The organism is Streptomyces sp. NPDC050619 (assembly GCF_040654815.1).
Classification (GTDB): domain Bacteria; phylum Actinomycetota; class Actinomycetes; order Streptomycetales; family Streptomycetaceae; genus Streptomyces.
Genome location: NZ_JBFAIR010000017.1, coordinates 97606 through 117964 on the forward strand (window position 1 = coordinate 97606; position 20359 = coordinate 117964).

Sequence of the window (20359 nt, forward strand, 5' to 3'; positions counted from 1 at the left end):
CGGTGGCCGGCACCGCCTCCAGCGGGGAGCGATACCCCCCTCAGCGGACCCCTCCCCACCCGGCCTCCGCGCTGCCCCTGGCAATCCTCGGGCGACTGCCCGCAGGCCAGCGGGGGTGACCTCTGCGGATCCAGCTGTCCGAGGCCGCGGGGCCGTCCTACACTGCTGGCGTGACCGCTGCATACGACTACGAGGACATGCACCACCTGGTGGACCGGCTCACCCCGACCCAGGTGCGACGCCTGCGTCTGCTCGTGACCCAGGATGAAGAACTGTCACAGGTTGCCCAGTCGCTGCCAGCAGTCGACGCGAACGAAGCCGAGGAGTCGGTTCCGGCCGGGCTGCTGGCCCTGATCGGCAGCGTGAATGGCCCAGAGGATCTGGCTGAACGGCACGACGACTACATCCGCGAGCGGATGCGCGAGCGCTTCGGCGACTCGGCGTGATCGCCACGGTCCTGGACACCGGCCCTCTGGCTGCGGCGTTCAACGCGGCCGACCGGCGTCACCCGGAGTGCGCCTCCCTGCTGACCTCGCTGACCGGCCGCCGTCTGCTGCCCAGCCCGGTCATGACCGAGGTTTGCTGGCTGCTGGAGCGCTGGCCCCAGGTCGAAGCAGCGTTCCTCGCCGAGGTCGCACGGGGAACATTCGAGCTGGTGCACCTCACTCCCGCCGACCTGACGCGCATGGGTGAGCTGGTCCTCCAGTACGCCGATTTCCCGCTCGGCGGGGTCGACGCCTCGGTCATCGCGGTGGCCGAGCGCTTCGGCGTGGACCGGGTAGCCACCCTCGACCGGCGGCACTTCAGCGTCGTCAAGCCCACCCACGTCCCCGCGCTGACACTCCTGCCGTAGTCTCTGAGGTGGCTCGTGCACACCGCTTTGCTTCTTCACTCGGCCTCCCCGGCACGGCCGTCGTCGGGATCGCGCCGCGCGTGCTCGGCATCGAGGTCCTCCAGCTCGCCCAGAGTCGCAGCGCGCTCGCTCTCGGAGACTGCTCCGTACTCCTCCTCCAGCCAGCCGACCAGTTCCCGGAGCCGGTCCCTGTCCCGCTTGATCAGCAGGCCTGACGCAGTCGCTGCCCGGACCGGCAGTCCCGGCACTGTCCGGGTTCCGGCGCGCGGAAGGCCCGGTCGCAGCCGTCACAAGTCTGGAAGGGCAGGACAGTCGGGCGGTCCATAGGGTGTGCCGGCGGGGGCGGGGCGGGCAGGGGTGTCTCGCGTAGGCGGAAGGCGAGGATGCCTGCCGGACGAGCGAGGTCGTTGGGGAGCCTTGCGGTGAGCAGCTCGGTGATCTGGTGTGCGCCGACGCCCGCTGCGAGCCACTCGGTGACGGCCGGTGCCAGTCGTGCGGCGTCTCGTCCGGAGAGGATCAGACGGGGATCGATCCGGCGCAGGGCGGTGAGTACGGCGATGGCTTGCGGGTCGGCGTCGGCCAGCGGGATCGGCTTCTCTGCCTCGGCCTGCGCGGGCGCGGCTTCCTCAACGGTGTCGGGTCGCTTTCGTGGCCGAGGCGGCTTCGGCGGCCCGCCCGGGTCAGGGGCACCGCCCGGTACGTCGTAGAAGCAGGTCCGGGTACGGATCTGCCCGGAGGACAGTCGCTCGCGGCGCCGCTCCAGGTACCCAGCCGCTTCAAGCTCCCTGAGCGCCCGAGAGATCAGGATCTCGCCCTCGCTGAAGTGCTCGCACAGGGCGGCGATGCTCACGGGGGAGCCGTCGGGCAGGGACAGGATGTAGACGGCCACGCCGATCGTGACCGCGCTGCCGCGCCGCTGTGCGAGGGCGTTGGAGATCACGGTGAAGTCGGCGGTGAGCCGGGTGCGAACGTGGATCACGCCGGTAGTCGGAGCTCCGGCGTCGGCGCGCAGGCGCGCGTTAGACTGCGGGTCAGCCATCGGGAAGGTCCTGTCTTCCTGGTTGGTCAGGCCCTCGATCGGGATTGCCGTCCCGGCCGGGGGCCGTATCTGTTTTCGGTTGTCGCGGCGAACGTAACCGTCCGTATCCCGCCCTCGCAAGCCGGTCACTCGGACGGGTGACGCGGGCCGGGAGGGTGGGTGGGTGGGGAGTTCTTTCCCCCGGTTCTTTAGGAGGCCGGCGGCCCGCCGGACCCTCGCGGACAAGGATCCGGCGGGCCCAGAAGACGGGTCGTGACCGGTGCTTGGTCGGCTCAGATGCGGTGCTGACCAGCCCTCAACTCGCCTATGAAGGCCGCCCAGGAGCCGGCTTCGAAGGTCAGAGCGGGCCCGTTCGGGACCTTGCTGTCACGGACGGGGACGGCGCCGGGGAACCCGCCCGCCACCTCCACGCAATCGCCCCCCTCCTGATTGCTGTAGCTGCTCTTGCGCCACACGGCGACGCTCAGATCGGGACGGGACATTCGCTCCACGGTTATAGCCCTCCATCACGGATCGGATCATGTCGAGCGACATGAGCGGGGGCAGGGCCTCCGCCCGTAGCCGATCGTAAGTCACCGCGAAGCGCCTGACCTGGCCCGGATCCTCGATGAGTTGGCCGAAGTGCGCGCCCTCCGTGTAGGCGACCTCGGAGCCGTCGGGCAGCGTCAGGACCGTCAGCGAACCGCCCATCGCGTCGTGCGCGCCCTGGTCGAACGGCAGCACCTGCACGATGATGTGGCGCTCCGCCGCCGCTTCGAGCAGCCGCTCCAACTGCGCACGCATCACCTCGCGCCCACCGATCGGACGCCTGAGGACCGCCTCGTCGAGCACTACCCACAGCTCCGGCCGGTCGGGCGAACTGAGCCGTTCCTGCCGTGTCATGCGGGCGGTGAGGCGTTCTTCCAACTGCTCGTCACCGGTGAGTGTCAGGCCGACGCTCAGAACGGCTCTCGCGTAGTCCTTGGTCTGCAACAGACCGGGCACCACATGCGCCACGTACTGCCGGATGGACACCGCCCGCTCCGAGTACTCCATGAACTTCCGCGACCAGTCCGGGAAGGTCTCCCGGTACACGTACGGCCACAGCTCGACCAGCAGATCATCCGCACCGAGGACGGCGTCGAGCGCCCGCGCCAGTTCCAGCGTCGGCTTCGCCCCGGAGGCCCGCTCGACCTGGGTGATCCGGGTGCTCACGACGTGCGTCTTCGTGCCGAGTTCCGCCTGGGTCAGTCCGGCAGCCGTACGGAGTCTTCGTACCCGCGAACCGAACAGCGCCGCCATCGACGTACTGGGGTCAATTCCGTTGGCCAAGGCGTCACTTCCGTTCCTTACGAACCAAAAGGTAAGGCTCTGTCACCTTCCGAGCGTAGGACTGTCTGCCGACTCTTGAGTACGGAACGTGACGACTCGCGCACACCACGAGACGTCCCAGGACTCGACGGGCAAGGACGGACACGCTGTGCTGACAGGAACCACCACCACCTCAGAGGAACGCCCCACGCTCGCAGCGCAGTTCGCCTCCTCGCCCCGAGGTGCGCGGCTCGCTCGACGGCTCGCCGTGCGGCGCATGGAGGAGTGGGGATACCCGCCGGCGTCGGACGCGTCGTGCACGGTCGCCCTCGTCGTCGGCGAGCTCACCGCGAACGCCGTACAGCACGGCCGCGTACCGGGCCACGACTGCCACCTCCGGCTCTGCCTCGACGAGGCATCGGGCCTGGTCCGTATCGAGGTCGCCGACGCGGCCACCACGAAACGGCCACCCGTCGCCCCACCCTCGTCGTACCCCGACGGCGAGTCGGGCCGCGGCCTGCTCCTGGTGGACGTCCTGGCCGTGCGCTGGGGGTCGGCGCCTCGACACCCCGTGGGCAAGACGGTCTGGGCGGAGTGTGCCTTGTAAGCGACTGTTCGATCACCTTGGCTCAGTCTCAGAGCCGACGCAGGCCGATCAGCACTCTCTCCATCAGCGCTTCGCACGGGGCATCGTCGGCGTCGGTCGCCGCCTCGTGGACGACGATCACCCCACGATCCGCCAGGTCACCGAGGAGCACCTTGGCCACGCCCAGCGGCACTTCGAGCAGCGCCGCCACCTCGGCCACCGACCTCGGTTCGCGGCACAGGTCCAGCACCGCGAGGTCCGACTGCGTCGTAGCGCTGGGAGCGAAACTCGGGTCCGCGGTAGAGACCAGGGTCTCGACCTCGAAATGATGGTGCGAACTGGTCCGGCCGCCCGTCCACACGTAGGCGCGAGCGAATGCGGCCTGCTCGAGCGGCTCGGCGGCAGGCTGCGGCTCGGCTTCGTCGCTCTCGTGGTGCGCCATGTCCTGCGGCGTGCCGCGCGTCCCGGAGTTCTTCCGCTTGCGTCGTCCGGTGCCGAAACTGAACGCGTTGAGCACGTCGGCGAAGGTCTGTTCGTCCTCCGCTTCCGGATCTCTTCGAGGGTCGGACGGGCCTCCACCGGCGCTCATGATCTCCCCGTCCCGGCTATCCGGCCGCAGCCTGCTGGAATTGCTGCAACTCGGTACGGAGTTCCGGAGTCAGCATCTCGCCGACCTGGTTGACGAGCACGGACATCTCGTAGGCGACCTGGCCGATTTCGCAGTCCGGAGCGGCCAGGGCGACCAGACACGAGCCGTCCCGGATCGACATCATCAGCATGTTGCCGCGCTCCATCTGGACCACCGTGCGCAGCACGTTCCCGGTGTCCAAACAGAGGGCAGCACCCTGGGTCAGGCTGATGGCACCCGCCGCGATGGTCGAGATCTGCTCGGCGCGATCGTCCTCCAGCCCGTCGGACGCGATGAGCAGCAGTCCGTCGGCTGAGATCACCACGGCGTGCGCCACATTCGGAACTCGCTCCGTGAAGTTGGTGACCAGCCATCCGAACTGGCTCACCTCCGGGGAGTGGGGGGATGTCATGGGTTCTTCCTGCCCGTCGCCGATGGATTCTGCGTCTGGTCGGGCTGCGCCGCCCGACGGATGCCCGACTGGTAGCTACTGAGGAAGCTCTGGGCGCGGCGGGCGGCCGGGCTCGCATCCGCTCCGTCCTCGGTGGCGCTGGTGGCCCCGGTGGCCCCGGTGGCAGACCGTTCAGCCGGAGCCGGAGCGGATGGCCTACTGCGAACCCTCTTGGGCAACCCGGCCTGTGTGACGCCGGCCGACTGGTCGGACTCCTCCGTCGCGGCGCGCCGCCGCACCGGTGTGGCCACGGTGTTCCCTGCGGCACCGGCGGCACCGGCGGCACCGGCGGCCCCGACGGAGATCGGCCGCCGCGGCAGGCCTGTGCGGGCCGGCGCCGGAGCCTGCGCCTGCGCCTGCGCCTGCGCCTGCGCCGTGATCAGTCTGGCCGGTACCAGAACATGGGCCCGCAGTCCCGTTCCCGTGACGCTCCTGCGCGGGCTCAGGTTGACGGCGATGCCATGCCGGCCGGCCAGGCGACCGACCACGAACAGTCCCAGCTGCCGCGACTCGGGCGTATCCGTCGAGGCGTCCGCCGCCACGCGCCGGTTGGCGTTGGCCAGGTCGCTCTCGGTCATCCCGATTCCCTCGTCCTGGATCTCGATCAGTAGCGAGCCGTCGGGCCGCCGGTTACTGCCGATGACCACCTGGGTGTGCGGCGGGGAGAACATGGTGGCGTTGTCGAGCAGTTCGGCGACCAGCCGGCCCAGGTCACTGGCCGCGTACCCGACCACGTCGACGGGAGGGCTGGGCTGAACGAGCACGCGCTGGTAGTGCTCGATCTCGGAGACGGCACCCCTCAGCACGGTGTCCAGCGCCACACTGTGGGAAGGGCGCACCAGAGTGCTGCCGCACAGGACCATCATGTTCTCGTTGTTGCGCCGCATACGGGTCGCCAGGTGATCGAGCGTGAAGAGGCTGGCCAGTTGCTCCGGGTCCTCTTCGTGCCGCTCGAGGTGCTCCATCAGCAGCAGCAGGCGGTCCACCAGGCTCTGGCTGCGCCGGGAGAGGTTGACCAGGGTGTTCCTGAGGTCGCCGCGCAGTGCGGCCTGCTCCGCTGCCAGGCGCACGGCCTGAGAGTGCACCGTGTCGAACGCCCTGGCGAGCTGACCGAACTCCTCTGTGGTGTGGACCGGCACGACGTCGACCACGGCGTCCGCCTTCCGCCCCTCGCGCATGCTCACGACCGCGGCGGGCAGCCGGTGCTCCGCCACATCGAGTGCTGTCGAGCGCAGGACGGTCAGCGACCGCAGCAGATGCCGGCCGATCGCGAGACCGATGGCGAAGGCGAGCAGGAGCACGGCGAAGAGGATGACGGACGTCACGCCTGCTTGGTTGCTCGTCTGGTCCTGGAGCTTGGCCGACGTGGTGCGCATCGTGTGGAGAAAGCCGTCCGCCACCTTGTCGACGAGCGTTCCGGTGGCCTCCGAATCGCGGTTCCAGTTGTCGACCGAGACAGACAGCGAGGTGGTGGCGTCCTGCTGTGCGCCCGACCCGAGGGGCGCAGCCAGCGCGGCGCGCACCACGTGCGCACGCCGGCTGACGGCCGGGCCGGTGACCGTCCGCTGGTAATCGCTCAGCTCCGTGGGGGTGGCCACGGCCCGGAAGTCGCCGAGCTTGTCCCGCAGGCGTATGTCGGCCTCTTGCAGCGCCTTGATGAGTGCGGGGGTCATCGGATGGCCCCGGTCGGGTGCCTGTAGCAGGATCGCGTGTTCGAGGTGGATCTGCTCCTCGGCCGCCTGTAGGTCGTACAACGCGGTCGCCGGCCTGGTGAGTTGGGGGGCGGCGAACCCGCCGACGAGTGCTTCCTCCAGGTCGAGCAGCCCCGTGGTGATCGTGTCGTAGTCATTGAGCGCGGTCCAGGAACCGATGCTGCCGGACGCCACCTTGGCGCGCAGGGCAGGCAGGTGGGCCAGGAGGCCGAGGGCGTCCTGATAGCGCCGCGCCGCAACGCCCTCGAGAGGGACTTCCTGCTTCCTCGTGCTGATGACGGCGGCCTGGGCGCTGTCGACGTCCCGATTCCGCTGTCGTAGATCGGACGGATCAACGGCGGCGTCGCCACTCAGCCGCTCGACGGACATCGTGCGTTCCATCTGCAGAGCTTCCAGGAAAGTCCGCAGTTCACCATGCATCTTGACCAGCCGTTGCATGTCCGCGTAGGAGTTGGCGCGCGCGACGTCACCATGGATCTGTTCGACGCCCAGGCCGACGGCGAGCAGGGCGGGTACGACCAGCACCGCCGCCAACTTCACCAGCAGCCGCCAGTTCCGCCACTGCACTAGTGGAGCCCACCGCGATGGCCTCGCTGTGCGTTCGGCCGCATGCCTCGCCGCGGTCACGAGATGAGCTCCGGGAATCCATCTCTCAGTTCTCGGATGTGATCCGATCCCCACACGTTATGTGCCCACCCGTCAAGTTCTGTGAATCCTGGCGAGTTTAGGACAGTCGGTTGAACGGCAACAACCCGGTCACCGAAGAACCAACCCCTTACTCACACGTTCTGCACACTCTGCGGGGCCGGTCGGCGACGCCGTGCGACGAATTCCTCGGTTTGGCAAAGGTAAACCAAAGGGAAGATCAAGTCACCTTAAATTGACCATCGCTCAGGACGTCGATCGGTCAAGCAGACCCCAAGGGCACGTCAAGACGTCCATGCGGTTCTCGGTAACTCACCGCGTGAGCCGTGGGCCGTTGTTTGACGGCGCGCGGCACCTCACTACACTCTCCATCCCTCACCAAGGAACAGGAAGAGGAACGTGACCAGGTCGGAGTTCATCGACCCCAGTGGCGAAGGCGAGCCCGACTACCGCGCGATTCAGGAGAGTCCGGAGTTCGTCCGGCTGCGCAGACGGCTTCGGTTGTTCGTCTTCCCGATGACCGCGCTCTTCTTCTTCTGGTACATGACGTTCACTCTGCTTTCCGCCTACGCCCACGGGTTCATGAGTCACAAGGTGACAGGCGAAATCAACACGGGCACCGTCCTCGGCCTGATGCAGTTCGCGTCCACGCTCGCGATCGTCCTGGCGTACCGGCGTTTCGCCCGGAAGAAGCTTGATCCGGAGGCGGACAGGATCCACGAACTGGCAGGAGCCGACAAGGAATGACATCGCAGCTCGCGGCTCCCGCGACCGGTAGCCCCACGCTCAATCTGAGCGTGTTCCTGATATTTGTCTGCATCACTCTGCTCATCGTCTACAAGGTCACCAACAGAAATCAGACGGCGTCCGACTACTACGCCGCGGGCAGCGCCTTCACCGGTGCGCAGAACGGCATCGCGATGTCCGGCGACTTCCTCTCCGCGGCCTCCTTCCTGGGGATTTCCGGAGCGATCGCCGTCCATGGTTACGACGGATTCCTCTATTCCGTCGGATGGCTCGTCGCCTGGCTGGTCGCCCTCCTCCTCATCGGTGAGCGACTGCGCAACACCGGACGATTCACCGTGGGTGACGTGATGGCCTTCCGCATGCGGCAGCGCCCGGTGCGCGCCGCGGCGGCCAACGCCACCCTGGTGATCACGTTCTTCTACATGCTCGCCCAGATGGCCGGCGCCGGCGGGCTGATCGCCTTGCTGCTGAACGTGCACACCAAGGGCGGGAAGGCGCTCCTCATCACCGGCGTGGGCGTCGTCATGCTCCTTTATGTGCTGGTGGGCGGAATGAAGGGCACGACCTGGGTGCAGATCATCAAGGCCGGTCTGCTCCTCATCTGCGTGACCTTCATCAGCGTTTTCATCATCGCCAAGTTCGGATTCAGCTTCTCCGCGCTTCTTCACCAGGCCACACAGAACAGCCCGTTGGGCGAACGACTGCTCGAGCCGGGCAACACGTACGGCCAAGACGCGACAAGCCGACTCGACTTCGTCTCGCTGGCCCTGTCACTCGTCCTCGGCATCTCCAGCCTGCCGCACGTACTGATGCGCTTCTATACCGTGCCCAATGCCAAGGAGGCGCGCAGGTCGGTGGTGTGGTGTTCCTGGTCGATGTTCACGTTCTACCTGGGAATCCTGATCGTCGGTTACGGTGCCACCGCCCTGGTCGGTTCCGACGCGATAGTTCACGCCCCCGGCGGGGAGAACTCCGCGGCGCCTCTGCTCGCCTTCCACATCGGTGGAGTCGTGCTCCTGGGAATCGTCTCGGCGGTGGCCTTCGCGACGATCCTGGCGGTCGTGGCCGGTCTGACGCTGGCCGCTTCGGCTTCGTTCGCCCATGACGTCTACGCCAACGTGATACGGCGCGGAAAGGCGGATCCCCGCTCCGAGATACGGGTCGCCCGCCTGACGGCGATCGTGATCGGTTTCCTGGCCATCGTCGGCGGCATCGTGGCCGAAGGCCAGAACGTCGCCTTCCTCGTCTCGCTGGCCCTCGCGCTCGCCGCGTCCGCCAACCTGCCGACGTTGCTCTACACCCTGTTCTGGAAACGCTTCAACACCTCAGGGACGTTGTGGAGCATTTACGGCGGCCTGGCGTCCTGCCTCGTGCTCATCGTTTTCTCACCGGCGGTCTCGGGCACCCCCACGTCGATCATCACGAGCGTCGACTTCCACTTGGTCCCGCTCACCAACCCCGGCATCGTGTCGATTCCGCTCTCGTTCCTGTGCGGATTCCTCGGCACCGTGTTCAGCAGGCGCCCCGCGGATCCGGACAAGCAGGCGGAGATGGAAGTCCGGGCGCTGACCGGGATCGGCGTCGAGTTGTAGGCGGCCCGGGCCCCAGGTGGGGCCTGGTGCGCGAGCCCTCGAGGGGGAGGAGGAAGCTTTGTGCTGACAACTCTCCTTGGAGGTACGTGAGATGACGAGCCGTCTGCCGCGCCGTACGGTGCTGGGCGGAATGATCGGCGGTCTGGCGCTGGCCTCGGCCGCCGCCGGCGCGGGGGCCGGATCCGCCCTCGCCGCAGGACGCGCACCGGGCGCCACCGGACAAGGGGCCGGCTGGGAGCCGTACGTGCCGGTGGCCGTGGGCAGTGGGGGCGGACCCGTCGGATCGGACCAGGTGCACGTCCTCAAGGTCGGTCCGGACACGGCGGACACCGTCCTCGTGCTGGTGCCTGGCTTCTTCGGCGCGGCCAATGACTTCCGCCTCGTGGCCCGTGACCTGGTCGCGGCCGTGCCCGGGTTGCAGGTGTGGGCCTTCGACCGGCGGGAGGAGAACCTGGCCGACAAGTCGGGGTTCGCGACCGCCGACCCCGTCGGCTACTACCTGGACGGCCACTACCGCACCCAGGACCCGGCCGCCTCCCCCTTCGCCGCGCACTGGGGCCTGCCCCTCACCCTCACGGATCTCCGGGCCGTCGTCCGGGCGGCGGGCCGGGGTGGCCGGCGCGTGGTGCTCGGCGGGCACTCCTGGGGAGCGACGACCGCGATGGCGTACGCGGCCTGGGACTTCGACGGCTCCCCCGGATACCGGGGCCTTGCCGGGCTGGCGGTCATCGACGGCGGGGTGCGCGGCGCGTTCGACGGGACGGGCGATACGGTCCGCGACTCACCGGAGGAGGTAAAGGAGCGGCTGGCGGACATCGACGCCGGGGCGGTCTTCGACCTGACCCTGAGCGCAGTGGGGCTGGGCAGCCGCGTGGAGAGCACCCAGATCTGGTATCAGCTCGCCGGCCACTACGCCCTGCACGACCCCGACGGCCGCTCGGTGCTCCAGCCCCGCCTGCCCGACGCCCTGCGCCCGCCGTACACCGTCACCAACGCGGGCCTGCTGGGCGTCCTGGTGGACGCGAGCTTCGGCTGGCCGAACACCATCAGCGTGCACTCCGGACACCTCGCCGACAGCGGGGACATACGCGGCTGGGTCGACACCGGCATCACGCCGATCGGCGGGGTCGCCGAGGCGTACGCCGGACCGGTGCCGGCCGTGTGGGAGTGGTACTGGCCGGCCCGGATGTCCATCGACCTCGACGTCACGGACGCCTACACCGACTCCGCGCTGGCCCGCTCCCTTGACCTGCGCCTGCGCCACGCCGACCAGCTCGACGTACCGCTGTACGCCTTCGAGACGAGCTACGCCAAGGGCACGATCAACAAGGCGGCAGCCACGGTGGTAGCCAACTCCCGCATCCCGTACGCCACCTACGAGACCGACAACGCCATGAACCACCTCGACCCACTCTTCGCCGCCCGGACCCACAACACCATGACCCGGACACTCGCGGCGTTCCTGAACGGCCCGGCGACGCACTGACAGAAGAGAACCCGAAACGAACCTGTCCGGCCGGTCGCCCTTCCACAGGCACCGGCCGGATGTGCATGCCGGCCCCCGGCTACGGCTGGCTCTTCTTCACGCGCCTTATGTAGAAGGTGTAGCCACCCCAGAAGAGGATGACGGCCGCGACGACCACCCCTCCGCGAGGCCTTCCCGACGTGAGGGTCAAAGTTTCGCGCGCCGGTGACGCCGCGCGGGCTGTAGGCAGTCCCAAGACGGTCCGCCGCTGGTTGCACCGCTTCAACTGCCTGGGCCTGGACGGGTTGGAGGATCTGGGTGGGCAGGGCCGCGGCGGCGGATCACCGAGGGACCGGACGTCCGCTCCGCCAGCGTGTTCCCGAGGACGGCCAGCAAGGCCCCGACGAGCATGACCACGGCGCCGGCCACCTGCGTGCCGGTGAACGACTCGCCCAGGAAGACCGTCGAGAAGAACGTGCCGAACACCGGCACCGTGAACATCATGACCGTGGCCATGGAAGCACTGACGCTGCGCAGCCCACGGTAGTAGAACAAATAGGCGATCGTGGTCGGTCCTACCGCGAGGAAGATGACGTTCGCCCAGGCCAGGCCGGGGACCGCGGACCACGCGACGTCGTCGGCCGTCGGAGCCGCCAGCACCCCGAGCCCCAGTGCGCCGACGGCGGTTCCCCAGGCTGTCGCCCGCAGCGGGGCGATCCCCGCCAGCAGCGACTTCGACAGGATGCTGTACGCCGCCCAGCACGCCGCCGCCGCGACGAAGACGAGGTCGCCGAGGAGCCGCTTCGTACCAGTGGTGTCCCCGCCTGCCCCGAGCAGGAAGACCGCCGCGCCGGCGAGGCCGACGAGCAGGCCCGCGATGCGCACCCACGACGCGCTTTCACGACGCAGCATCAGCAACGCGGCGGTGGTCAGGATGGGGCTCAGCACGGGCACGACAATGCTGCCGTCGAGTGCCGGGGCCAGCGACAGCCCCCAGAAGAAAAAGAAGTTGTAGGCCAGCACGCCGAGCAGGCCGACCAGACCCGCACGGATCGCGGCGGTCCGTCCGATGGGGGCGGACCGCCGGCGCAGCCCGGCGGCCAGAACGATCAGCAGCACCCCTCCGCCCCCGAACCGAAGCGCCGCGGCCATCTGGTGCGGCATCGCTTCGACGACCACCTTGGAGCTGGCGAACGCGCTGCCGAACATGACCATGGTCACGAGCAGATTCAGATACGGAGCGGCGGCGGGGCCCGCCGCCGCGGCCGGACGCGTAACGTCGGATGTCATCGCTGTTCTCCAGCTTCTAGCGGCCGGCCACTCGGTCCCGGACCTTGTCACCGTCGGGGCCGCGCCGCGCATTGATGATCTTCTTGTGCGGGTCGCTGTCCATGACCAGGGGGAGGACCCCCGTCTGAGTGCCCTTGTCGGCGGACGGTGACCACAGCGGCCCGTCGTGCAGCGCCCGAAGGTCGGTCAGGCTCAGCCCGCTCAGCCGCTCGAGGCGCGCGGCGAGCCAGCCATGTGTCTCCTGGCCGGCCAGCGTCGCGCGGATGCGGTCCTCCTCGGGCAGCAGGTCGGGGCACTCCCCGGCCAGGTACGCGTGCAGGTTCGCCGCCCGGCCGGCGAAGGGCGAGTAGACCATGCAGACCAACTGCTCGGTGTCGACTCCGAAGGCGTCCTCCCCGTAGCGGGTGGCGGCCTCGCGCATGCGCTCGACGCCTTCCCCGGTGCGGTAACGGTCCGCTATCTCCTCGACCAGGTGCTCGGGGAAGTGCTTCTTGCGCATCAGCTCCAAGGCGAAGTCCACGTACTGGGCGATGCCTTCGCGGTAGCTGCGCCCATACGCGCGCTCGGTCCGCAGCCCCCGCAGATGCGCCATGAGCGCCGGGTTGGCGCAGTCGGACTCGGTGAAGTTGAAGGCGATCTCGTCGAAGACGAAGCCGAGGAAGTCCGTCAGCAGTCGCCAGTGCGCCCCGGAGGCGTAACTGGTGTAGTCGTAGATGGAGTAGAACTCCAGTGTCGTGGGGACGTCGGAGGTCACACCCCGCTCCCTGACCCGGTCGGGGTTGCCCAGGCCGTGGATCTCCTGGAAGTACGCCTGCGCCAGTCCGTCCAAGGTCTCCAGCGTCCCCCGGAACCGCTTCTTGCTGTCGGCGGGCTTCTGCCCCGCCCCGCGGGCCAGTTGACGGATCCACAGCGCGTAGTCCCGCTGCTCCTGCGGCGAGTCACCCGTGATGATCAGGTCGACGCCTGCCCCGTGGCGGGCGGCGACGCCGAACGAACTGGCCACGTTCAGGTTGCAGGCGTTGCAGAACGTTGCACGGCCGTCGCCGTAGGTGCGGTGGCCGGACATCAGCATGTCGGTCCGGTTGAAGGCGATCAGACGGTGCGGCATGCTCCGGTCCCGGTCGAAGGGGACCACGCGGTCGCGCTCGATCAGCAGCAGTTCGACATCCGGGTCCTCGTACAGGCCCAGCGCCTGATAGGTCCGGTCGATGTTGAGCATCACCTGGTAGGGCATGCCCGCGTGCCGCATGGTCACCACCCGCAGGTTGAAGGTGGCCCCGTGGCGCTCGGCGAGAGCCAGGTGGACCGCGCGCACGAACGACACCGCGTACGCGCTGTCCTTGCCGCCGCCGTAGGCGACCATGACGGTGTTCCGGCTGAGGTCGTCCTTGTACGGCAGGGCTTCGTGCAGTTCCGTGACGCACTCCTCGACGGCCGGAACATCGTGTTCCGGCAGTGCGCCCCTCAGGTTGTCCAGCACTGTCGCGCGCATGTGCCCCTCCTGGGTTCTGGGTTCTGGTTCCGACGGCGGCGAATTCGACACACGGACGGTAAAGGCCGAGGAGCGGGGTTGAGCGGCCTGGACCGTGCATTGCATCGAAAGATGTAGGCCGCACGGCCCCGCCCCGCACCTTTCGTCGCATGCCGCCCCGGTACGCCGCCGCGTGCTGCACGGTCGTATCGGATTCGCGGTGACCCAAGCGGACCCATTCCCAGTGCTTCGGAGGACGAAGATGCATGAATCCCGCTCCCCGCAGTTCGCGGCACAAAACGTCGAGATTCTCGACGCGACGCTGCGGGACGGTTCCTACGCGGTCGACTTCCAGCTCGACGAGGAGTTCGTGAGGAAACTGCTGCGTCGGCTCGAGACGACACCTATCAACAGGGTGGAGGTCGGGCACGGTCTCGGGTTCGAGGCGGAGCGGTCCGGAATCAGGGCGAGCAACATCGATCTGCCGAAATGGTGCGAGATCGCCGGCCAGGAGCTGTCCACCACGCCCTGGGGAATGTTCGCCCAGCCCGGCTTCAGCCGGCTCGAGACGCTCGCCGACCTGTGCAAGGAAGGCATGTCGTTCGTGCGGATCGGCATGGAACCGGAGAAGGTCCCGGACCACCTCGACTACCTCGAGCGCGCCGTCGGGATCTGCGGCGAGGTCCACCTCAACCTGATGAAGACCAGCAGCACCCCCGCACACGAGCTGCCCCGACTGCTCCGCGGCATACCCGACGTGGACGGCCTGTACGTCGTCGACTCCTGCGGTTCGATGATGCCCGACGACGTGCGCCGGTACGTGCGCGTGGCGAAGGAGATCTGCCCCGTCGTCGGATTCCACGGCCACGACAACCTCGGCATGGCGAACGCGAACAGCATCGCGGCCTTCGAGGCGGGCGCGACGATCGCCGACGGCACACTCGACGGAATCGGACGCGGTGCGGGGAACGCGGAGACGGAATCGCTCGCCGGAATCATGCGCGTGCTCGGCGAGGACCGGTTCGACTACCAGGAACTGGCCAGGCTCGCGCATTTCTGCCGAACCAGCCTTGAACCTCTTCCGGAGGACCGCAATATGCAGGTCCTCGGCGGAGTCATCGGAATTCACTCCGGTTTCTTCCCGTTCATCGACCAGCTCTGCGAGGAAATGGCGGTCGAGCCGGCGCCGCTGATGGAGACCGCTGTCGGCCTGTCCCGGTACAGCGCCGAGAAGAGCGACCTGCGAGCCGCCGCGCGGTATCTCTCGCGGCAGACGGTCGCGGCCTGAGGCTTCGCCGGCACAAGTCGCGGCTTGAAGCTTCGCCGGCCCAACTCGAATCGCCGGGCACAGCTCGAATCGTCGGCGCACAACTCGAATCGTCGGCACAACTCAAGAGGAACGACATGCGATTGGCACGCATCAACACCCAGGACGGCCCGCGGACGGCAGTAGCCCACCGCGACCGCTGGATACCGCTCTCGGCCCTGGAGGCTGTCGCGGGCCGGCCCCTGCCGGCCCGTCTCGGCGACCTGCTGGGCGCCGTTCAGCGGCAGGAACTCGCCGGGCTCCTCGAGCGCGCGACGTACGTCGAGCCGCTCGACGTACGCCTGGAGGAGGCCCTCACCATCATCGACACCGGCGACATCTGGGGCGCCGGCCTCAACTACCTGGGACACTCCCAGGACCTCAGCACCCCGCAGCCCGCTTCCGGGCCCGGCTCGTACCTGCGACCGCGGGGCTGCCTCATCGACAACGGCGGGCAGATCGAACTCCCCGCGCAGAGCGGCCGGGTGACGGCGGAGGCGGAACTCGGGCTCGTCATCGGCACGGAGTGCAAGAACGTGCGGCGTGAGCAGTGGCGCTCGGTGGTCGCGGGCGTGACGGCGGTCCTGGACCTGACCGCGGAGGACGTGATCCGCGAGAACCCGCGATACATCCCCTGGGCGAAGGGCTTCGACACGTTCTGCAGCGTGGGCCCCCAGCTGGTGACGCTCGACGAGTTCGACGACGAGGCGCTGCGGTCGACGCGGGTCTCCACCGTACGCAACGGGCAGGTCGTCGCCTCCGCACCCGTGGCGGACATGAAGTACGACCTCGCCCACCTCGTCGAGTACTTCAGCGCCGGACGCACCCTCGTGCCCGGCACCGTCATCTGCACCGGCACGCCGGGGGCGGCCGTGATCGAGCCGGGCGACACGATCACCTCGCTCGTCGAAGGCGTCGGCACTCTCTCCCACTCGGTGAAGGGCTGAGACCTTGACCAGAGCACACATCTCCGTGGCGGACGCCATCTTCCTGGCGGTCGAACGTCATCCGGACCGCGCCGCCGTCGAGACCGCGGACGACACCGTCACCTACCGTGAATTCGGCCGACGGGTCGGTGAGTTCGCCTCCGAGCTGGCGACGCTCTCGTCGCCCGGCGAGTTCATCGGCATCGAGGCCGTGCGCACTCCGGCCTCCGTCATCGCCATGGCCGCGGCCTTGCGGGCCGAGCGCCCGTTCGTGTTCCTCGACCCCCGCGACAGCGCCTCCTCCAACCATGCCAAGGTCTCCTCGCTCGGCGTCGAGTGGATCGCCGAGACTTCGGCGGGGACCCACTCGCCGGTGCTCGTGCCCACTCCCTCGCAGTGGCGCGCCACCGCTGAGGACCGCTCCCAGCCGGTCAGCACGCCGGTCGTGCCGCCCCAGGACCGGGTCGGTTACGCCATCCACACCTCGGGGTCGACCGGTGAGCCCAAGTGCGTGCTGGTCGGCGCCGACCCCTTGGCCGGGGTGATCGAGGACCACGTGCGCGTCCTGGAACTGGGGCCCGAATCCCGGACGCTCCAGTTCGCGCGGCTGACCTTCGACGGATGTCTCACCGAGATCCTGTGGACGCTGACCGCCGGCGCGTGCCTGGTGGTCCTGAGTGAGGAGAACCTCGGCCCCGGCGCCGTACTGCGGACGACGCTGGAGAAGTACCACGTCACCCACCTCAAGAGCACGCCGTACGCCCTGACCGCGACGGATCCGACGACGGCGATGAGCCTGCGGCACGTGGTCAACGGCGGCGGGGCCTGCCGTCCCGCGGTGGTCCGCAAGTGGTCCGGCCACGCGAACTTCCACAACGCCTACGGGACCACGGAGAGCACCGTCTGCAATCTCCTGAGCGCCCCGCTGGACCCCGGCGACTGCACCGATGCCGTTCCCCTGGGCACGGTGGTGGGGGAGTGCGGCCTGGAGGTGGTCCCGCTGCCCGGGGCGCAGGACGCGCCCGCGACCGGATCCGGTCCCCGTCGGGGGGAGCTGGTCATCACGGGGCCGAGTGTGGCCATCGGCTACCTCACCTCCCGCGGCCTGCGCCGCTTCGTCGACGACGACGCGAACCCTGCCTACCGCACGGGCGACCTCGTCGAGGTCCGCGACGGTCAGTACTACTTCGTCGAACGTCTGGACCGGCAGCTGAAGGTCCGCGGCTACCGACTCGACCCCGGAGAGATCGAGAGCGCGGCCTGCCGGCTCGACGCCGTCGTCGAGGCGGTGGTCGACGCCGAGGCGTACGACGGTGCGGACACCTCGGCGGCCGACGCCCTGGTGTGCCACTACCAGGGCGAGGCGACCCCTCGCGAGCTGCGCGCGCACCTGGAGGCGGTGCTGGACCCCTACAAGGTCCCCTCGGTGCTGCACCAGGTCGACGCGCTGCCCTACACCCGCAACGGCAAGGTCGACCGGGACGCCCTGCGGGCCGAGCGGCGGCGATCGAGCACGGCGGAGCGGAGCGCCGGGCCGGGGGAAGGGATCCTCGCCCTGGTGCGCCACCTGACCGGCGTGGACGACGCGGGCGAGGAGGACAACTTCTTCGACCTGGGAGGCGACTCGGCCTCCACCGTCATCCTCGTCAACAAGCTGAAGGCACTCGGCTGGATGGACGCCGGCGTACGCGACGTCCTCAGGGCACAGAACCTGAAGGTGCTGATCGACGCCGTGCGGACAAGGGAGGCGTGACCGGCATGTGTGGTGTGTGCGGGACCTACTCCCCGTCCGGCGTGACCGACCGCGGCATCGCCGCGGCCATGCAGGCACAGCTGGTCCACCGCGGACCGGACGAGACCTACTCACTGAACACCGAGTCGATCTGCGCCAAGCTCGGCCGCCTCGGCTTCACCGGTCTCACCGACGGCTGGCAGCCCGCGGAGGACCGCGGTGGCCGCTACGTCGCCATGACGAACGGCGAGATCTACAACGCCCGCGCGATACGGGCCCGGCTGGGGCTCGACGGGCGGGGCAACGGTGTCGACGTCTGCGTCATCCCCGAACTCTTCGCACGGTACGGATTCGAGGGACTGCGCCTGGTGGACGGGCAGTTCGCCACCGTTGTCCTGGACCGCGCCGACAACGCCCTCTACCTGGCGCGGGACCGCTTCGGCATCTGCCCGATGTACTACACCCAGGCCGGCTCCCAGGTGCATTTCTGCTCGGAGCTCAAGCCGCTGGTGCGGTGTGTCGACCGGTCCCGGAAGGTGGACCTGGGCGCGGTCGACCAGTACCTCTCCCTGGGGAACATCGTCGCGCCGCGCACTCTGGTGGAAGGGGTCCGAGCGGTTCCCCCGGGGTGCGCCGTCCGATTCGACGCCGACGGAAGCCGGACGCTGCGCTACTGGCGGTACGGCGAGTTCACGCCGGCGGCCGAACCCGTCACCGGTGAGGCGCTGCGGGAGGCGATGCGCGAGTCCGTACGAGCCCGGCTCGACGCGGATGTGGAGATCGGCGCGTATCTGAGCGGCGGCTTCGACTCGACCGCGATCGTGATGGAGGCGGCCGCCCTCTCCGATCAGCCGGTGCGCACCTTCTCGGTGGTCTTCGACGACCCCGGCCTCGACGAGGGCCGCTTCCAGCGGGAGGTGGCGCGGACCGTCGGCAGCAAGCACGAGCAGATCGCGTGCCGCCACGACGACATCACCGCGCGGTTCGAGGAGATGGTCCGGCACTGCTGCTACCCGCAGCGCGAGACCTACAACGTCGCCGCGATGATGCTCGCGGGCAGCGTACGGGACGCCGGTATCAAGGGTGTCGTGTCCGGGGAGGGCGCCGACGAGCTGTTCTTCGGGTACGACTCCTACGCCTTCGACGGCGTGGCCCGCGCACGCCGCCCCTCCTGCGCCCAGAACGAACAGGCCTGGGGGCGGCCGGACTTCGGATGGGAGGTGGACTGGGGCAAGGTCGCCCGCCGGCGGGCAGCCTTCCTGACGCCTTCGGCGCGCGAGGCCCTGGCGGGCGACGAGTTCTGGCGCTCACGGCTCATCCCGTTCTCCGACCAGGAGGTGCGGCGCCTCTCCCGGATGCAGCTGCGCTCCATCGCCGACGTGTACGTCCAGATGTCCGGCCACCTGCTCGGCGACCACGGGGACGCGATGGTCATGCGCCACTCCGTCGAGGGCCGCTATCCGTTTCTCGCCAACTCCGTCGTCGCACTCGCCCTCCAGACACAGGACGACAGGAAGATGGCCTCCTTCGAGGGCAAGGCATGCCTCAGATCGGCCTACGAGGGCATCGTCCCGCAGTCCGTCCTGCGACGCGGAAAGCACGGCTTCACCGCCTACGACCTGCGCTCGAGCACGAGCGCCCGCACCTGGGACGACTGGCGTGCCCTGGTCGAGGCCTGCGGCCTGTTCACCCCCGGCTGTCTGGACCGGCCGGCGGAGGCCGACAAATGGGACTTCAGGATCAGCGCGATCAGCATGGCGATGATCATGGACGAGCTGGGCCTCACCCTCTGACCCGAAAAGGAGAAAGGGAGAAAGGGAGACACCGGTGACTACGGAAGTGACTGCGGAAGTGACTACGGAAGTGACTGCGGAAAGGCTGGGCACTCTCGTCCTGCCCGGGGCAGGATCCTTCGGCGGTGAACTCAAGCCGCTCCTGGACGAACTGCGGCCCTCTGCCCGGATCGCCCGGTACCCGGGCCGCTTCGGCCGCGACTTCGGCAAGGACACGACGTTCGCCGAGGTCGTCGACGCCTGCGCGGACCAGGCGCGAAACCTGCCCGCTGAGCGGGTGATGCTGGTGGGCCACAGCTTCGGCGCCTACGTCGCCCACGCCACGGCGGCGGAACTGGAGCGGCGCGGGACCCCCGTCCACGCGCTGGTCGTCGTCGGTGCCGACGCGCCGCGGCTGCTCGCCGTACCACAGGCCGTGGGTTCGGACCGGGAGGCCGTCGCCGCCTATCTGGAGCGCATCGACCCCCGCCTGCTGCCGGATCCGTCCGACGAGTGGCGCGATGTCGTCCTGGACACCGCCATGCGGGACCTGCGCCTGCTCAGGCACTACAGCGCCGCACCGCGGCCCCACCCGCGGTGCCCGGTCTTCGCCGCCCGAGGGGCGAGGGATCCGCTCACCTCCGCCGAGGGCACGGGGGAGTGGGCCGGCGCCACCGCCGGAACATGCGCCCAGCGCACCTTCCCCGGCGGCCACTCCGATCTGCTGAACACCTCCGCGTTCGCCGACTGGCTGCGCGCCGTCGCCACGCGCGCGTGACACCTGTTCCCACACGAAGAGAACCGGTCGCCACACGAAGAGAACGTGTCGCCACACGAAGAGAAATGGACACACA

The 20359-nt window shown here is 68.9% G+C and carries 20 protein-coding genes; 11 read left to right on the plus strand and 9 right to left on the minus strand.

The features are described from left to right. Positions 1-170 precede the first annotated feature (170 nt). Entirely contained in the window at positions 171-446 is a 276-nt protein-coding gene (locus tag AB0I77_RS27030; RefSeq protein ID WP_334476569.1) for a hypothetical protein, read from the plus strand. Beyond that, a complete protein-coding gene (locus tag AB0I77_RS27035; protein WP_363285284.1) occupies positions 443-853 on the plus strand; it encodes a PIN domain-containing protein in 411 nt (136 codons plus the stop codon). The genes AB0I77_RS27030 and AB0I77_RS27035 overlap by 4 nt, the downstream gene beginning before the upstream one ends. 35 nt (positions 854-888) lie before the next feature. Here AB0I77_RS27035 and AB0I77_RS27040 read toward each other — a convergent pair whose 3' ends face one another. The 4 genes from AB0I77_RS27040 to AB0I77_RS27055 all read right to left on the minus strand — a co-directional run bounded on the left by AB0I77_RS27040 (position 889) and on the right by AB0I77_RS27055 (position 3173). Beyond that, positions 889-1101: a hypothetical protein gene (locus AB0I77_RS27040; protein WP_363285285.1), complete on the minus strand. Its 213-nt coding sequence runs from the start codon at positions 1099-1101 to the stop codon at positions 889-891. After that, entirely contained in the window at positions 1056-1892 is an 837-nt protein-coding gene (locus AB0I77_RS27045; protein ID WP_363285286.1) for a hypothetical protein, read from the minus strand. Before AB0I77_RS27045 ends, AB0I77_RS27040 begins: the two co-directional genes overlap by 46 nt. A gap of 272 nt (positions 1893-2164) precedes the next feature. Further along, complete coding sequence (locus tag AB0I77_RS27050) at positions 2165-2347, minus strand: DUF397 domain-containing protein (protein WP_363285287.1); 183 nt, start codon at positions 2345-2347, stop codon at positions 2165-2167. Further along, positions 2259-3173 carry a helix-turn-helix transcriptional regulator gene (locus tag AB0I77_RS27055; protein ID WP_363285381.1) on the minus strand — a complete coding sequence of 305 codons (915 nt, stop codon included), beginning with the start codon at positions 3171-3173 and terminating at the stop codon, positions 2259-2261. The genes AB0I77_RS27050 and AB0I77_RS27055 overlap by 89 nt, the downstream gene beginning before the upstream one ends. A 178-nt stretch (positions 3174-3351) precedes the next feature. Between AB0I77_RS27055 and AB0I77_RS27060 the strand changes: the two genes are divergently transcribed. Further along, on the plus strand, positions 3352-3789 hold the full coding sequence (locus AB0I77_RS27060; protein WP_363285382.1) for an ATP-binding protein: 438 nt from the start codon (positions 3352-3354) through the stop codon (positions 3787-3789). A 28-nt stretch (positions 3790-3817) separates the two neighbouring features. Here AB0I77_RS27060 and AB0I77_RS27065 read toward each other — a convergent pair whose 3' ends face one another. The 3 genes from AB0I77_RS27065 to AB0I77_RS27075 all read right to left on the minus strand — a co-directional run bounded on the left by AB0I77_RS27065 (position 3818) and on the right by AB0I77_RS27075 (position 7126). Then, a complete protein-coding gene (locus AB0I77_RS27065) occupies positions 3818-4285 on the minus strand; it encodes a DUF742 domain-containing protein (protein ID WP_363285288.1) in 468 nt (155 codons plus the stop codon). 88 nt (positions 4286-4373) lie between these two features. Further along, complete coding sequence (locus AB0I77_RS27070) at positions 4374-4808, minus strand: roadblock/LC7 domain-containing protein (RefSeq protein WP_363285289.1); 435 nt, start codon at positions 4806-4808, stop codon at positions 4374-4376. After that, a complete protein-coding gene (locus AB0I77_RS27075; RefSeq protein ID WP_363285290.1) occupies positions 4805-7126 on the minus strand; it encodes a nitrate- and nitrite sensing domain-containing protein in 2322 nt (773 codons plus the stop codon). Before AB0I77_RS27075 ends, AB0I77_RS27070 begins: the two co-directional genes overlap by 4 nt. A gap of 477 nt (positions 7127-7603) precedes the next feature. On the opposite strand from AB0I77_RS27075, the gene AB0I77_RS27080 reads away from it, so the two are divergent. From AB0I77_RS27080 to AB0I77_RS27090, 3 genes are all read left to right on the plus strand, one after another. Then, on the plus strand, positions 7604-7951 hold the full coding sequence (locus AB0I77_RS27080; protein WP_363285291.1) for a DUF485 domain-containing protein: 348 nt from the start codon (positions 7604-7606) through the stop codon (positions 7949-7951). Beyond that, positions 7948-9543 (plus strand): cation acetate symporter, encoded by a 1596-nt coding sequence (locus tag AB0I77_RS27085; RefSeq protein ID WP_363285292.1) that lies wholly within the window; start codon positions 7948-7950, stop codon positions 9541-9543. Before AB0I77_RS27080 ends, AB0I77_RS27085 begins: the two co-directional genes overlap by 4 nt. A 91-nt stretch (positions 9544-9634) precedes the next feature. Further along, positions 9635-11029, plus strand: coding sequence for an alpha/beta hydrolase (locus tag AB0I77_RS27090; protein ID WP_363285293.1), 1395 nt, complete (start codon positions 9635-9637; stop codon positions 11027-11029). A 261-nt stretch (positions 11030-11290) separates the two neighbouring features. On the opposite strand, the gene AB0I77_RS27095 is transcribed toward AB0I77_RS27090, so the two are convergent. Both AB0I77_RS27095 and AB0I77_RS27100 read right to left on the minus strand, forming a co-directional pair. Then, positions 11291-12298: a DMT family transporter gene (locus AB0I77_RS27095; RefSeq protein WP_363285294.1), complete on the minus strand. Its 1008-nt coding sequence runs from the start codon at positions 12296-12298 to the stop codon at positions 11291-11293. Positions 12299-12314: 16 nt separating this feature from the next. Next, complete coding sequence (locus AB0I77_RS27100; protein ID WP_363285295.1) at positions 12315-13790, minus strand: PqqD family protein; 1476 nt, start codon at positions 13788-13790, stop codon at positions 12315-12317. A 241-nt stretch (positions 13791-14031) separates the two neighbouring features. Here AB0I77_RS27100 and AB0I77_RS27105 point away from each other — a divergent pair, with 241 nt between their 5' ends. From AB0I77_RS27105 to AB0I77_RS27125, 5 genes are all read left to right on the plus strand, one after another. Continuing rightward, on the plus strand, positions 14032-15057 hold the full coding sequence (locus tag AB0I77_RS27105; RefSeq protein ID WP_363285296.1) for a hypothetical protein: 1026 nt from the start codon (positions 14032-14034) through the stop codon (positions 15055-15057). Positions 15058-15173: 116 nt separating this feature from the next. Next, a complete protein-coding gene (locus tag AB0I77_RS27110; RefSeq protein ID WP_363285297.1) occupies positions 15174-16022 on the plus strand; it encodes a fumarylacetoacetate hydrolase family protein in 849 nt (282 codons plus the stop codon). A gap of 4 nt (positions 16023-16026) precedes the next feature. Beyond that, the gene (locus tag AB0I77_RS27115; protein ID WP_363285298.1) at positions 16027-17754 is read left to right on the plus strand and encodes a non-ribosomal peptide synthetase; all 1728 of its coding nucleotides are present in this window, start codon (positions 16027-16029) and stop codon (positions 17752-17754) included. 5 nt (positions 17755-17759) lie between these two features. Then, a complete protein-coding gene (gene asnB / locus AB0I77_RS27120; protein WP_363285383.1) occupies positions 17760-19526 on the plus strand; it encodes an asparagine synthase (glutamine-hydrolyzing) in 1767 nt (588 codons plus the stop codon). Positions 19527-19596: 70 nt separating this feature from the next. Further along, positions 19597-20283 carry an alpha/beta fold hydrolase gene (locus AB0I77_RS27125; RefSeq protein ID WP_363285299.1) on the plus strand — a complete coding sequence of 229 codons (687 nt, stop codon included), beginning with the start codon at positions 19597-19599 and terminating at the stop codon, positions 20281-20283. Positions 20284-20359 lie beyond the last annotated feature (76 nt).

Coding starts and splice junctions, on each gene's coding strand:
- AB0I77_RS27045 (WP_363285286.1), bottom strand. CDS start 1,892: ATGGCTGACCCGCAGTCTAACGCGCGCCTGCGCGCCGACGCCGGAGCT.
- AB0I77_RS27055 (WP_363285381.1), bottom strand. CDS start 3,173: ATGGCGGCGCTGTTCGGTTCGCGGGTACGAAGACTCCGTACGGCTGCC.
- AB0I77_RS27070 (WP_363285289.1), bottom strand. CDS start 4,808: ATGACATCCCCCCACTCCCCGGAGGTGAGCCAGTTCGGATGGCTGGTC.
- AB0I77_RS27085 (WP_363285292.1), top strand. CDS start 7,948: ATGACATCGCAGCTCGCGGCTCCCGCGACCGGTAGCCCCACGCTCAAT.
- AB0I77_RS27090 (WP_363285293.1), top strand. CDS start 9,635: ATGACGAGCCGTCTGCCGCGCCGTACGGTGCTGGGCGGAATGATCGGC.
- AB0I77_RS27095 (WP_363285294.1), bottom strand. CDS start 12,298: ATGACATCCGACGTTACGCGTCCGGCCGCGGCGGCGGGCCCCGCCGCC.
- AB0I77_RS27100 (WP_363285295.1), bottom strand. CDS start 13,790: ATGCGCGCGACAGTGCTGGACAACCTGAGGGGCGCACTGCCGGAACAC.
- AB0I77_RS27105 (WP_363285296.1), top strand. CDS start 14,032: ATGCATGAATCCCGCTCCCCGCAGTTCGCGGCACAAAACGTCGAGATT.
- AB0I77_RS27110 (WP_363285297.1), top strand. CDS start 15,174: ATGCGATTGGCACGCATCAACACCCAGGACGGCCCGCGGACGGCAGTA.
- asnB (WP_363285383.1), top strand. CDS start 17,760: ATGTGTGGTGTGTGCGGGACCTACTCCCCGTCCGGCGTGACCGACCGC.